Below are 12,379 nucleotides of genomic sequence, written 5' to 3'. Positions count from 1 at the left end.
TCGAACGCCACCCGCCCCGCACCGTTGAACTTCCCCTCCAACGGCGCGGCCGCCTGCACCAACTGACGGATCAACGTGCCCAAGTCATCACTCGAGCCACGCGACTTCGACGTCAGAGTCGACAGGACCTGCGCCCCCATGTCGAACTTCATTCGCTTCCCCCTGCCACACCAACTGATCCGATACGACGCCATCCTTGCGAACCCCGGCCCGACGGTGCAACCGAGGGGCCCCGCTGTGACCAACGCATGACAGATCTGCGGGGACCCAATGCGTCCGAACAAGGACATCGGCGAACGAATGTACTTCAGTGCCGTCCCGCCAGTCGGTCCGCCGCCTTGGCGATCGGGTCGGTCGTGGCTTCGGCCGAGCTGAGTTCGCGGCGGTCCGCGGTGCGGTAGGCCGCGTACATGCTGTGGACGCCGATCCAGCGGAAGGGTTCCGGTTCCCAGCGGCGGACCTTGTGGTCGACCCAGGGGAGGGTGGTCAGGTCGGTGGGGCCCGACTGCCCGGAGTCCTGCTGGATCAGGTCGCGCAGGGTGCGGGCGGCGAGGTTGGTGGTGGCGACGCCGGAGCCGACGTAGCCGCCGGCCCAGCCGAGTCCGGTGGAGCGGTCGAGGGTGACCGTGGCGCACCAGTCACGGGGGACGCCGAGGACGCCGGACCAGGCGTGGTCGATGCGGGCGCCCGCGGTGGTGGGGAAGAAGCGGACCAGGATCTCGCGGAGGGCCTCGATGGTGGCGGGCCGGGTGCGCGCTGTGTCGTTGAAGTGGGCGGCACTCGAGCCGAAGCGGTACGGGACGCCCCGGCCGCCGAGTGCGATGCGGTCGTCGGCGGTGCGCTGGGCGTACATGTAGGCGTGCGCCATGTCGCCGAGCGTCTCGCGGCCGTCCCAGCCGATGGTGTCCCAGACCGACTTCGGGAGCGGTTCGGTGGCGATCATCGATGAGTTCATCGGGAGCCAGGTGCGCTTCAGGCCCTTGAGGTTGGCCGTGAAGCCCTCGGTGCAGCGCAGGATGTACGGGGCGCGGACGGTGCCGTACGGGGTGTGGGCGTGCTTGGGTTTGATCTCGGTGACGGGGGTCGACTCGTGGATGGTGACACCGAGCGCCTCGACGGCGTCGGCGAGCCCCTTGACGAGTTTGACCGGGTGCAGGCGGGCGCCGTGCGGCGTCCAGGAGGAGCCGACGGCTCCGGTGACGCGGATGCGTTCGGCGGTCTCGCGGGCGCCGCGCAGGACCCGGTCGGTCTCGCCGAAGGCGATCTCGACGGAGTGGAAGTCCTTGAGGCGGGCCAGCTGGGCCGGTGTGTAGGCCACTTCGAGGACGCCGCCCTGGTGGATGTCGGCGTCGATGTTCTCTTCGGCGGCGACGCGTACGACCTCGTCGACGGTGTCGTTCATCGCCTTCTGGAGGCGGACGGCGGCGTCGTGGCCGTGGAGTTTCGCGTAGCGGTCGCGGCCCGCGATGCCGTTGTAGAGCCAGCCGCCGTTGCGGCCGGAGGCGCCGTAGCCGCAGAACTTCGCCTCGAGGACGGTGATGTTCAGGAAGGGCACGGCCTTCTTGAGGTAGTACGCCGTCCAGAGTCCGGTGTATCCGCCGCCGACGATGCAGACGTCTGTGGTGGTGTCGCCGGGCAGGGGCTCGCGCGGGACGGGCGTGCCTTGGTCCGCGTACCAGAACGATATTCCGCCGTTGACCGTGCTGACGGTGCTCATGTTGCCCCTGCTTGTCCGTGTGAAGCCGAGTTCCTGTGGGGCGGGACGTTACTGCGCGGAGGCGGTTCCGTCCTCCCCCCGGGTGAGCGGATAGCACGCGAGGCCGATGATGACGGCGGTGATGTGGCCGAGGTCGGTGAAGGTGCGGTCGGTGAGCAGGGGGATGCCGTAGACGACGAGGACGGCGAAGAGGTACGCGTACCGCCAGGGTTGGGGGGCGTGGTACGTGAGGACGGCGACGACGCCCGCGAGTGCGTAACTGACGCCGACGTCCAGGGTGTTGACCGCGGACACGGGTGCCTGCCCGTGGCGGACGGCCCAGGCGAGGACGCCCTCGCTGACGAGGGTGGCCAGGACGTGCGCGAGCGCGGCGACCGCGAACCAGCGCAGCGTGCCGAGCCAGCGTTCGGCGGGGGCGTGGAAGGCCGTGAAGAGGAAGGCGTACGGGAACCACTTGCCGCCGTCGATCCAGAAGGCGCTGGAGAAGAGGACGCGTACCGGGTCGCGGACCAGCTCGTGGATGTTGGTCGAGTGCTGACGCAGGAAGTCCTCCTCGAAGTCGGGGGACATCTGATGCATCAGGACGGTGGTGACGAAGAGGATCGCCAGCCAGATGTACGTGCCGGGCGCGCTGCGGATCCAGAGGAGGACGGCGCGCAGGGTGCGCGTCGGGAGGGGGAGCGGGTTCGTGGGCGGGGCCGGGCTGCTGGGGGGCATAACCGATTGACGCACGGGCCTACGATCGGGTGCGTGATTGACATTCCGGACGCGCTGATCGCCACCCGGTCCAAGTACAGCGGCGAGACCGGGTGGGCGTTCCTGGCCGCGCTCCCGGGTCTCGCGGACCGGTTCCTGGGCGAGTGGGGGCTGCAGCTGGACGGGGCCGCGATGCATGGGATGTGCGCGCTGGTGCTGCCGGTGGTCCGCGCGTCGGACGGCCGGCGGGCGGCGCTGAAGCTCCAGGCGGCGGACGAGGAGACGGCGGGGGAGCCGGTCGCTCTGCGTGCGTGGGGCGAGGCGGGCGCCGGGGCGGTGGGACTGCTCGGCCACGACGCCGGGACCGGCACGATGCTGCTGGAACGGCTGGACGAGCGGCGGCCGCTGTCGGCGGTGGCGGACGAGCGGACGGCGGTCGAGGTGCTCGCGGGGCTGTTGGCCCGGCTGACATCCGTACCGGCGCCGGACGGGCTGCGACGGCTGGGGGATGCCGTGGAGCGGATGCTGGACGGGGTGGAGCGGGCGGTGGCGGGGCTGGCGGACGCACAGGAGCGGCGACTGCTGGTGGACTGTGCGGCGGCCGTACGGGAGGTGGCTGGTGAGCCGGGGGACCGGCTGCTCCACTGGGACCTGCACTACGACAACATCCTGGCCGGACGGGCGGAGGAGGGCCGGGCGCACGAGTGGGTCGCGCTGGACCCGAAACCGCTCGCCGGGGACCCCGGCTTCGATCTGATGCCCGCCCTGCACAACCGCTTCGACGCGTCGACGGTGCGATGGCGGTTCGATCTGATGACGGAGGCTCTCGGTCTGGACCGGGAGCGGGCGCGTGCCTGGACGCTGGGGCGGGCGCTGCAGAACAGCATCTGGGACGTGACGGACGGGGAGAGCCGTTTGGGGCCGGAGCAGGCGGAGATCGCCCGGCAGCTGCTGGGCCGGGGGTAGAGGGAAGCCGGTGGGCGGCGGCTGCTTACGCTGCCTCCATGATTCGTACCGCTACTGCTGCCGATGTCCCTGTCATCCATTCCATGGTCCGCGAACTCGCCGAGTACGAGAAGGCGCTCCACGAGGCGAACGCCACCGAGGAGCAACTGCACGAGGCGTTGTTCGGCGAGCGGCCCGCCGCGTATGCGCACATCGCCGAGTCGGACGAGGACGGGGAGATCGTGGGCTTCGCGCTCTGGTTCCTGAACTTCTCGACGTGGCGCGGGGTGCACGGCATTTACCTGGAGGACCTGTACGTACGCCCCGACCGGCGCGGCGGCGGGCACGGCAAGGCGCTGCTGAGGGAGCTGGCGCGGATCTGTGTGGAGCGGGGGTACGAGCGTCTGGAGTGGTCGGTGCTGAACTGGAACGCCCCGTCCATCGCGTTCTACGAGTCGCTGGGTGCGCGGCCGCAGGACGAGTGGACGGTGTACCGGCTGACGGACGGGGCGCTGGCGGAGCTCGGCGGCTGACCTTCCCTCAGGGGACGAGGACGACCTTGCCCATCGTGCCGCGCGTCTCCAGGGCGCGGTGGGCGGCGGCCGCCTCGGCGAGCGGGAAGCGCTGGACGGCGGGACGCAGGCGGCCCGCGGCGGCTTCGGCGAGCGAGCGTTCTTCGAGGACGCGCAGGCCGCCCGCCTTCTGCATCATCGCCGGGCCGAGGACGCCCCGGGAGGTGATGCCGCGTTCGGCGAGCTCCTCGTCGCTGAAGGTGAGCGGCGACCCGTCGTGAAGTCCCTCGCCGGACCAGCCGAAGACGATGTGCTGCCCGCCCTTGCCGAGGAGGTCGACGGCGGCGCGCGCGGTGACGCCGCCGACGGAGTCGTAGACGACGGTGGCGCGGCGGCCGAGGCCGTCGAGGTACGTACGGACCCGGGCCGGCCAGTCGGGGAGGGTGTAGTCGACGGCGAGGTCGGCGCCGTTGTCCTTCACCGCCGCGACCTTGGCGGGTCCGCCGGCGAGGCCGATGACGGTGGCTCCGGCGTGCTTGGCGTACTGGACGAGCAGGGTGCCGATGCCGCCCGCCGCGGCGGGGACGACGGCGACCGAGTCGGGGCCGAGCTCGGTGAACTGCAGGATGCCCAGGGCGGTGCGGCCGGTGCCGATCATGGCGACGGCCTCGGCCTCGTCGAGGCCGGGCGGGATTGGGTGGAGCTTGTCCGCGTCGGTGACGGCGAGTTCGGCGTAGCCGCCGGGGGCCATGCCGAGGTGGGCGACGACGCGCCTGCCCAGCCAGTCGGGGTCGGTGCCCTCACCGAGCGCGTCGACCGTTCCGGCGACTTCGCGGCCGGGGACGGTGGGCAGCTCGGCGGGGGCCGGGAACGGCCCTGTCATGCCCTCGCGCAGGGCGGTGTCCAGGAGGTGCACCCCGGCCGCGGCGACGGCGATCCGGACCTGGCCGGGGCCGGGCACCGGGTCGTCGGCCGTCTCGTACGTGAGGTTCTCGGCGGGTCCGAAGGTGTGGAGGCGGACGGCATGCATGGCGGGCTCCCCGGGTCGGCTGGCTCTTGGGGATCACCCTCCGACCTCAACCCTGCTCGAGGTCAAGGGAGGGTCGGGACGTCCGGGACCGTGCGCTCGCTCCGACGGCGAGCAGGGCCGCCTCCAGCCCGCTGTTGAACGACACCTCGCTGAGCAGTCCGGGAGCGGCGACCTGGTCGCCCGCGAGGTAGATGCCGTCGCCGCGGTCGATGGCGGGACGGTCCCGCCAGGTGGTGCCGGGCCGGTCGACCGCGCCCGTACGGCCGACGGCAAGGGCCTCGCGCCGCCACTCGGTGCGGTCGCGCCAGCCCGGGTGGCCGAGGTCGAGGAGCTCTTCGGCGCGGGCGATTCCGGCGGCCTTCGACTCGCCGGGGGCGACGGGGAACTGGCCCTGGACGAGCCGTCGGCCCGCCGGGGCGAGGCTGCGCTCCTGGGCGCTGCTGTGCTTTCCCGGTGGACGCCCCGGGACCTCCTGTTCGATCCAGCCGGGGGCGTCCAGGTCGCAGACGGCGGACGCGTCGCCGCGCCGGGTGCGCAGGGCCAGGTCGATGAGGGCGGTCCTGCCGCTGTCCCAGGTCAGGGTGGGGTCGTTGAGCAGGCCGCGGGCGGCGTCGAGGGAGGTGGCGACGACGACCGGGCCGGTCCGGGCCAGGGTGTCGAGGGTGCCCGGGCCGATCCGGGTCGCCGTCTCGATCCGGACGCTCATGTTCCAGGCGCGGGCGGCCATCCGGTCGATGATCTGCGCCCAGCCGCCGACCGGGTGGCGTGCCTCGGGCGGCAGCGCGGCGGCGCGGCGCAGCCGTTCCTGGACGAACGCGGCGGAGAGCGAACCGGGGTCGTGGTGGAAGAGCGCGACGGCGGCGTGGTGCGCGGCCGCGCGGGCGGTCTCCTCGCCGGCCCGGCCGGTGGCCCAGGTACGGAAGTCGGTGTCGACGGGGGCGTGTCCGGCGCGGCGGCGGACGAGCCGGAGGAGGCCTGGCGGCGGGGTGCGGCGCAGGGTGCCGCCCAGCCGGAAACGGAGCCGGGTGGCTCGGAGGAGCGGTGCCGTGGCGACCGGGCCGAGGAGATCGCGCTGTGCGAGCCAGGCCCAGTGCGGTCCGTGCCGGTAGAGGGCGTGGGGTCCTTCGTTGGTGCGGTAGGGGCCCTCGGTGGTCCTGGCGCGGCCGCCGAGCGTGTGGTGGGCCTCGTGGACGGTCACCATGGCGCCGGACTCGGCGGCTGTGATCGCTGCGGTGAACCCGGCGAGTCCGCCGCCGATGATGTGGATGCGCTGCATGCGTCCCTGTCTCCTCGTCGTCGTGAACGATGACAAAGAGGTGACGTCCGAAGAGGGCCTGGGTGTGACATCGGCGCGGGGGCGTTGTCAGTGGCGTGGGCCACGATGGGGCCATGGCACGTAACAGCAGGAGTGGTGGCGGGAAGGATGCCGTTGCGGCGGCGCGACGGCCGGAGGTGCGGTTGCCGCCGCTCGTTCCGTACGACGGGGAGGGGCTGGAGCCGGACGGGGACTACGACGGTGTGCGGTTCGAGGGGACGGACTTCGCGGACGAGTCGGGTCCGGGCGCCCGGTTCATGGACTGTGCGCTGGAGGGATGCGCGCTCGACCGTACGGAGCTGATCAGGGCCCGCTTCATCGACTCGGTCCTGACGGGGGTGCGGGGGGTGGGCACCGATCTCGCGGGGGCGTCGCTGCGCGATGTGGAGGTGGTGGACGCGCGGCTGGGCGGGGTGCAGCTGCACGGCGCGGTGCTGGAGCGGGTCCATGTGCGCGGCGGGAAGATCGACTATCTGAACCTGCGCACGGCACGGCTGAAGGACGTGGTCTTCGAGGGCTGTGTGCTGGCGGAGCCGGACTTCGGGGACGCGCAGCTGGTGCGGGTGGAGTTCCGGGACTGTGTGCTGAAGCGGGCCGACTTCAGTTCCGCACGGATGGAGTCGGTGGACCTGCGGACGGCCGCCGAGCTGGACATCGCGCGTGGGGTGGAGCGGCTGGCGGGGGCGGTGATCAGCCCGGTGCAGCTGATGGAACTGGCCCCGGCGTTCGCGGCGCAGATCGGGGTGCGGGTGGAGGCGTGAGGGGTGTCCGGGTCCGCTCGTCAGACCCGGGGGAAGCGGGCCTGGAGGTCCCAGATCACAGGGTTGTCGGCGAGCCCCTCATGCATGTCGGCGAGGTCCGCGATCAGGTCGTGCAGGAAGTCGCGGGCCTCGCGGCGCAGCAGGGAGTGGCTGAAGGTGAGCGGGGGCTCGTCGCCGGGCATCCAGTCGGCTTCGACATCGACCCAGCCGAAGCGGCGCTCGAAGAGCATCCGGTCGGACGACTCGGTGAAGTCCAGCTCGGCGAACTGCCGCCGGTGCGACCGGCTGCCGCGGGGGTCCTGGTCGATCTGCTCGACGATGTCGCAGAGCGCCCAGGCGAAGTCGAGCACGGGCACCCATCCCCAGGCTGTGGATACCTCGCGGTCCGCCTTGGTGTCCGCGAGGTAGACGTCCCCGGAGAACAGGTCGTGCCGCAGGGCGTGGACGTCCGCGCGGCGGTAGTCGGTCTGCGGGGGATCGGGGAAGCGTCGGGAGAGGGAGTAGCCGATGTCGAGCACAGTTCGATGGTGTCATGCCCGGGGGTGCGTCAACGCCGGAGCGGTGGGTTGCCCCGCTGCCCGGGGGACCGCGGGCGCGTGGCGATGCGGCGGTCCTCGCCGCAGGCGGCCCGGCTCACGGCAGCAGCCGCTGCTCCTTCGCCACGGCCACGGCGCCCGCGCGGGTGTCGACGCCGAGTTTGTCGTAGATGCGGCCCAGGTGCGTCTTGACCGTGGCCTCGCTGATGAACAGGGCCCGGGCGATGTCCCGGTTGCCCAGGCCCTGGGACAGCTGGCCCAGGATGTCGCGTTCGCGGTCGGTGAGCGTCGGCAGGGGACGGCGCATGCGGGCCATGACACGGCTGGCGACCGGTGGGGAGAGCGTGGTGCGGCCCTGGGCCGCCGAGCGGATCGCGGCGAACAGTTCCTCCGGGCGTTCCGCCTTCAGCAGATAGCCGGTGGCGCCCGCCTCGATGGCGCGGGTGATGTCGGCGTCCGTGTCGTACGTCGTGAGGACGAGGACGTGGACGCCCGTCGCCGCGATGCGACGGGTGGCCTCGACGCCGTCGATTCCTTCGCCCAGTTGGAGGTCCATCAGGACGACGTCGGGGGTGAGCCGGGCGGCCAGGGCGACGGCCTCCTCGCCGCTGCCCGCCTCGCCGGCGACCTCGATGTCCGGTTCGCTGCCGAGGAGGGCGAGCAGTCCGGCGCGTACGACGGCGTGGTCGTCGCAGAGCAGGATCCGTACGGCGGGTGAGGTCATGAGGGTTCCTCCGACGAGGGCGACGGGGCGGGGGCGGGCAGGGGGACCGCGGCGGAGACGACGGTTCCCTCGCCCGGTGCCGATTCGATCGTGAGCGTGCCGCCGAGCTGGTGCAGCCGGGCGCGCATCGCGGGCAGCCCGTGGCCGCGTACGCCCGCCGCCGGACGCAGGGCGGCCGGTGCGGGCGGGGTGAAGCCGCGGCCGTTGTCGGCGATGTCCAGGACGGTCCGGTCGTCCAGGTGGGTCAGTGTCAGCGCGGCCTCCGTGGCGTCCGCGTGCTCCCTCGCATTGGCCAGCGCGCCCTGGGCGATGCGCAGCAGTGCGGACTGCACCCGGTCGGGCAGCGCCGCGTGCGGCGTCCCCTCCACATGGCAGCGGACCATGAGCAGCCCCTGGGACTGCACCGTTTCGCGGGCGGCGAGTGCGTGCAGCGCCGCCTCCAGGCCGCCGCCCTCCGCGAGATCCGCCGGTGCCAGGTCGTGGACGAAGCGGCGGGCTTCGGCGAGGTTGCGTTCGGCGATGCCTGTGGCCGTGCGGACGTGGCGGCGGGCGGTCGCCTGGTCCGCGTCCCAGGTGCGGTCCGCGGCCTGGAGCAGCATCTGCTGACTGGACAGGCCCTGCGCGAGGGTGTCGTGGATCTCCATGGAGAGCCGCTGGCGTTCGGCGAGGGTGCCTTCGCGGCGTTCGGTGGCGGCGAGTTCGCGGCGGGTACGCAGCAGATCGTCGATCAGTTCGCGCTGGTGCACGGCCTGGCGCTGCATATGGACGAAGACCGCGGTCGCGATGGCCGCCACGGCGGGGGGCGCGAGCACCAGATTCGGGTCGAAGCCGTGAGCGAGCCGCAGCTGCGCGGCCACGACGAACACGGTGAGCAGTGCGACGAGGGCGAGCGCGGCGCGCGGCGGGAGCAGCCGCAGCCCGGTGTAGAAGAGCGGCACCGCGCACCAGGCGAAGCTCGGCGCGAGGACGACGAGCACCATCCACACGGCCACGAGCACGGCGATCCAGGCCAGCCGGCGCGGGGTGGGGCGTGAGCCGAGCACCGGGCCCAGCAGATACAGCGCGGCGAGCGTGACGGACAGCGCGATGATCCACGGGGTGCGGTCCTCGCCCGGGTGGCGGAGCAGGAAGCGGGCCAGGGAGGCGCCGAGCAGCAGGAAGAACGCGGCGTGCATGAGCAGCGCGAGCCACCGGGCATCCGGGTCGGCGGCTTCGGTTGGGTGCTCCACCTCGTACCTCGTACTCCCTGCCTACTGCCGAAGAGCAGCTGCTGACCTGCGCAGACACATCCATGGTGACCCGGTGGGCCGACCCCCGCATCAACCGATCGGCCGATGGGGCCGTCAGCCGTCCCGCCCGCGGTGTCGAGCCGGTACGTCGACGTTACGGGACCGGATCCGGCCGGAGGATCGAACGCAGAGCCGGACACCGCCCGACCGGAACACCGCCGGGCGGAAACACCGTCGAATCGTCGAGGAGCCCCACCATGAAGAAGATGTCGCTGCGCACCCGTGTCCTCACCGGTGCCGTCGCCGCCGCCGCGCTCGGTGCCGGAACCTTCGGTGCCGTGTCCGCGAGCGCCTCCGCCCCCGCCGCTGCCCCTGCCGCCGCCGTCACGGCCGACACGGCGAACCGGAACCTCCAGCAGACCACCCACCTGACCGTCGCCGCCGCCACCGAGGCCGCGCGCGCCGCCCTCGACGCCGCCGAGAAGGAGAACCAGCGCGTCTCGGTCGCCGTCGTCGACCGGAACGGCAACACCATGGTGACGCTGCGCGGCGACGGCTCCGGCCCGCAGGCGTACGAGTCCGCCGAGAAGAAGGCGTACACCGCCGTCTCCTGGAACGCCCCCACCTCCGTGCTCGCCGGTCGTCTGGCCCAGGCTCCGAACCTGAAGGACATCCCTGGCACCCTGTTCCTCGCGGGCGGCGCCCCGGTGCAGGTCAAGGGTGCACCGGTGGCCGGCATCGGCGTGGCCGGTGCCCCCAGCGGCGACCTCGACGAGAAGTTCGCCCAGGCGGGCGTCGCCGCACTCGCGAAGTAGGACAGCCCCCAACAGCCCGGGAGAGACCACGGATGAACGCCCTCGATCACGACCTGCTCCGAGCCGCGCGCACCGGTGACGCCGATGCCGCACGCACCGCGATCGAGGGCGGCGCCCGCGTCGACGCCCGCGACGAGGAGCGGCGTACCCCGCTGCTCCTCGCCGTCCACGGCGATCACGTCGAGCTCGCACGGCTGCTCGTCGAGGCGGGTGCGGACCCCGATGCGCAGGACCGGCGCGACGACAGTCCCTGGCTGGCGACCGGCGTCACCGGCAGTGTCGCGATGCTGCACACCCTGCTGCCGGCCGGACCCGACCTGAAGCTCCGTAACCGGTTCGGCGGGATCGCGCTGATCCCGGCGAGCGAGCGCGGCCATGTCGGTTACGTACGGGAGCTGCTCCGCGTCACGGACATCGACGTCGACCACGTCAACCGGCTCGGCTGGACCGCCCTGCTGGAGGCCGTGATCCTGGGCGACGGCGGCCGGGCGCACCAGGAGATCGTCGAACTGCTGCTGGCGGCGGGCGCGACCCCCGGTCTGCCGGACGGCGACGGGGTGACGGCGCTGGAACACGCGGAGCGACGCGGGTTCGCGGAGATCGCGGCGCTGCTGCGGAACCAGGACCCGAGGTGAGTATCCGCCGATCCGCCAAACAGACATTCCGCACATAGGATCAGCGGTGTGCGCCCCACCGCTCTGATCCTGGCCCTCGCCACGACCACCGTCGTCTCCCTCACCGCCGGCTGCTCCGGCGGTGTGGAGGGCACCCCCAGCGCCGCCGGTCTGCGCGACCCGTACTTCCCGAAGGCCGGCAACGGCGGGTACGACGTCAGCCACTACGACCTCACCTTCGACGTCGATCCGGCCACCCAGCACCTGCGCGGCACTGCCGTGATCACCGCGCGCGCCACCCAGGACCTCAGCGCCTTCAATCTCGACCTGGCCGGGCTGACCGTCGATTCCGCGCAGGTCGAGGGGCGCCCGGCCGCCGTCAACCGGGCGGCCCACGAGCTGACGCTGCGCCCCGATGCCGAGGTGGAGAGCCACCTCCACAAGGGCAGGACGTTCCGCACGGTCGTCCGCTACTCCGGCTCCCCGCTGACCCTCACCGACCCGGACAACTCGAAGGAGGGCTGGCTGAGGACGGCGGACGGATCGGTGGCGCTCGGTGAGCCGGTCGGGGCGATGGCCTGGTTCCCCGGCAACAACCACCCGAGCGACAAGGCGTCCTACGACCTCACGGTCACCGTTCCCAAGGGCCTGACCGCCGTGTCCAACGGTGAGCTGGCGTCCCGCAGGACCTCCGGGGGCACCACCACGTACCACTGGCACACCGCCGCGCCCATGGCGACCTATCTCGCGACGCTCGCCATCGGACACTTCGACACGAAGACGTCGACGACCCCTGACGGCATCAAGGTGTTCACGGCCGTGGACCCGAAGTCGGCGGCGGCCAGCGCCCGGACCCTGGCCCGGATCCCCGAGGTCGTGAAGTGGGAGGCCGAGCGCTTCGGGCCGTATCCGTTCTCCTCGACCGGCGCGATCGTCGACCGTCCGAACGACGCCGGGTATGCGCTGGAGACCCAGAACCGTCCGTTCTTCCCCGGCCCGCCGGACGTCGGGCTCCTCGTCCACGAGATGTCCCACCAGTGGTTCGGGGACTCCGTCACGCCCGAGAGCTGGCGGGACATGTGGCTCAACGAGGGTTTCGCGACGTACGCGGAGTGGCTGTGGCAGGCGGACAAGGAGGGCGTCCCCGTCCAGGACAGTTTCGACCGCGCCTTCGCGAGCGATGCCAACTGGGCGTTTCCGCCGGCCGATCCGCCGACGGCCGCGGACATCTCTCAGCCGCCGGTGTACGGGCGCGGGGCGATGGTGATCCACAAAATCCGTCAGGCGGTGGGCGACGACGGGCGGTTCTTCGCCCTCGTCAGCGGCTGGACGAAGGCACACCGGCACGGCAACGCGTCGACGGCCGACTTCACCGCCTACGTGGAGAAGACGACCGGCCTGGATCTGACGAACCTGTGGAACACCTGGCTGTACGGAAGGAGCCGGCCCGCCGCGAAGGACTGACCGGCTCCGGGAACCGCAGAG

13 protein-coding genes are annotated in these 12,379 nt (G+C 72.2%); 6 read left to right on the top strand and 7 right to left on the bottom strand.

Going from position 1 to position 12,379, the window contains the following annotated elements:
• Positions 1-307 precede the first annotated feature (307 nt).
• The gene (locus ACFU6I_RS01595; RefSeq protein WP_384360195.1) at positions 308-1,717 is read right to left on the bottom strand and encodes an NAD(P)/FAD-dependent oxidoreductase; all 1,410 of its coding nucleotides are present in this window, start codon (positions 1,715-1,717) and stop codon (positions 308-310) included.
• A 48-nt stretch (positions 1,718-1,765) separates the two neighbouring features.
• Entirely contained in the window at positions 1,766-2,434 is a 669-nt protein-coding gene (locus tag ACFU6I_RS01590; RefSeq protein ID WP_384360193.1) for a rhomboid-like protein, read from the bottom strand.
• A 33-nt stretch (positions 2,435-2,467) separates the two neighbouring features.
• Between ACFU6I_RS01590 and ACFU6I_RS01585 the strand changes: the two genes are divergently transcribed.
• Together ACFU6I_RS01585 and ACFU6I_RS01580 are read left to right on the top strand one after the other, a co-directional pair.
• The gene (locus ACFU6I_RS01585; protein ID WP_384360191.1) at positions 2,468-3,379 is read left to right on the top strand and encodes an aminoglycoside phosphotransferase family protein; all 912 of its coding nucleotides are present in this window, start codon (positions 2,468-2,470) and stop codon (positions 3,377-3,379) included.
• A 38-nt stretch (positions 3,380-3,417) separates the two neighbouring features.
• The gene (locus ACFU6I_RS01580; protein WP_266983088.1) at positions 3,418-3,891 is read left to right on the top strand and encodes a GNAT family N-acetyltransferase; all 474 of its coding nucleotides are present in this window, start codon (positions 3,418-3,420) and stop codon (positions 3,889-3,891) included.
• Positions 3,892-3,898: 7 nt separating this feature from the next.
• On the opposite strand, the gene ACFU6I_RS01575 is transcribed toward ACFU6I_RS01580, so the two are convergent.
• Positions 3,899-4,900 (bottom strand): zinc-binding dehydrogenase, encoded by a 1,002-nt coding sequence (locus ACFU6I_RS01575; protein ID WP_384360189.1) that lies wholly within the window; start codon positions 4,898-4,900, stop codon positions 3,899-3,901.
• Positions 4,901-4,946: 46 nt separating this feature from the next.
• Positions 4,947-6,176 (bottom strand): NAD(P)-binding protein, encoded by a 1,230-nt coding sequence (locus tag ACFU6I_RS01570; protein ID WP_384360187.1) that lies wholly within the window; start codon positions 6,174-6,176, stop codon positions 4,947-4,949.
• A gap of 113 nt (positions 6,177-6,289) precedes the next feature.
• Between ACFU6I_RS01570 and ACFU6I_RS01565 the strand changes: the two genes are divergently transcribed.
• Positions 6,290-6,976, top strand: a complete 687-nt coding sequence (locus ACFU6I_RS01565; protein ID WP_384360185.1) for a pentapeptide repeat-containing protein — start codon at positions 6,290-6,292, stop codon at positions 6,974-6,976.
• Between the two features lie 20 nt (positions 6,977-6,996).
• Here the strand turns inward: ACFU6I_RS01565 and ACFU6I_RS01560 are convergent, their stop codons facing one another.
• The 3 genes from ACFU6I_RS01560 to ACFU6I_RS01550 form a co-directional block, all read right to left on the bottom strand.
• Complete coding sequence (locus ACFU6I_RS01560; RefSeq protein ID WP_037692856.1) at positions 6,997-7,494, bottom strand: hypothetical protein; 498 nt, start codon at positions 7,492-7,494, stop codon at positions 6,997-6,999.
• A gap of 115 nt (positions 7,495-7,609) precedes the next feature.
• Positions 7,610-8,236: a response regulator gene (locus ACFU6I_RS01555; protein WP_376345531.1), complete on the bottom strand. Its 627-nt coding sequence runs from the start codon at positions 8,234-8,236 to the stop codon at positions 7,610-7,612.
• Entirely contained in the window at positions 8,233-9,411 is a 1,179-nt protein-coding gene (locus ACFU6I_RS01550; RefSeq protein WP_384360229.1) for a sensor histidine kinase, read from the bottom strand. The genes ACFU6I_RS01555 and ACFU6I_RS01550 overlap by 4 nt, the downstream gene beginning before the upstream one ends.
• A gap of 311 nt (positions 9,412-9,722) precedes the next feature.
• On the opposite strand from ACFU6I_RS01550, the gene ACFU6I_RS01545 reads away from it, so the two are divergent.
• The 3 genes from ACFU6I_RS01545 to ACFU6I_RS01535 are packed head-to-tail and all read left to right on the top strand — an operon-like array spanning position 9,723 to position 12,358.
• Positions 9,723-10,280: a heme-binding protein gene (locus tag ACFU6I_RS01545; protein ID WP_384360183.1), complete on the top strand. Its 558-nt coding sequence runs from the start codon at positions 9,723-9,725 to the stop codon at positions 10,278-10,280.
• A gap of 32 nt (positions 10,281-10,312) precedes the next feature.
• On the top strand, positions 10,313-10,915 hold the full coding sequence (locus tag ACFU6I_RS01540; protein WP_384360181.1) for an ankyrin repeat domain-containing protein: 603 nt from the start codon (positions 10,313-10,315) through the stop codon (positions 10,913-10,915).
• Between the two features lie 48 nt (positions 10,916-10,963).
• Positions 10,964-12,358, top strand: a complete 1,395-nt coding sequence (locus tag ACFU6I_RS01535; RefSeq protein WP_384360179.1) for a M1 family metallopeptidase — start codon at positions 10,964-10,966, stop codon at positions 12,356-12,358.
• Positions 12,359-12,379 lie beyond the last annotated feature (21 nt).

The sequence above is a fragment of the Streptomyces sp. NPDC057486 genome (assembly GCF_042802415.1).
Taxonomy (GTDB): Bacteria; Actinomycetota; Actinomycetes; order Streptomycetales; family Streptomycetaceae; genus Streptomyces; species Streptomyces yanii.
The sequence above is the reverse complement of the archived record's forward strand: the minus strand, read 5'-3'. Positions and strand labels throughout refer to the sequence as shown.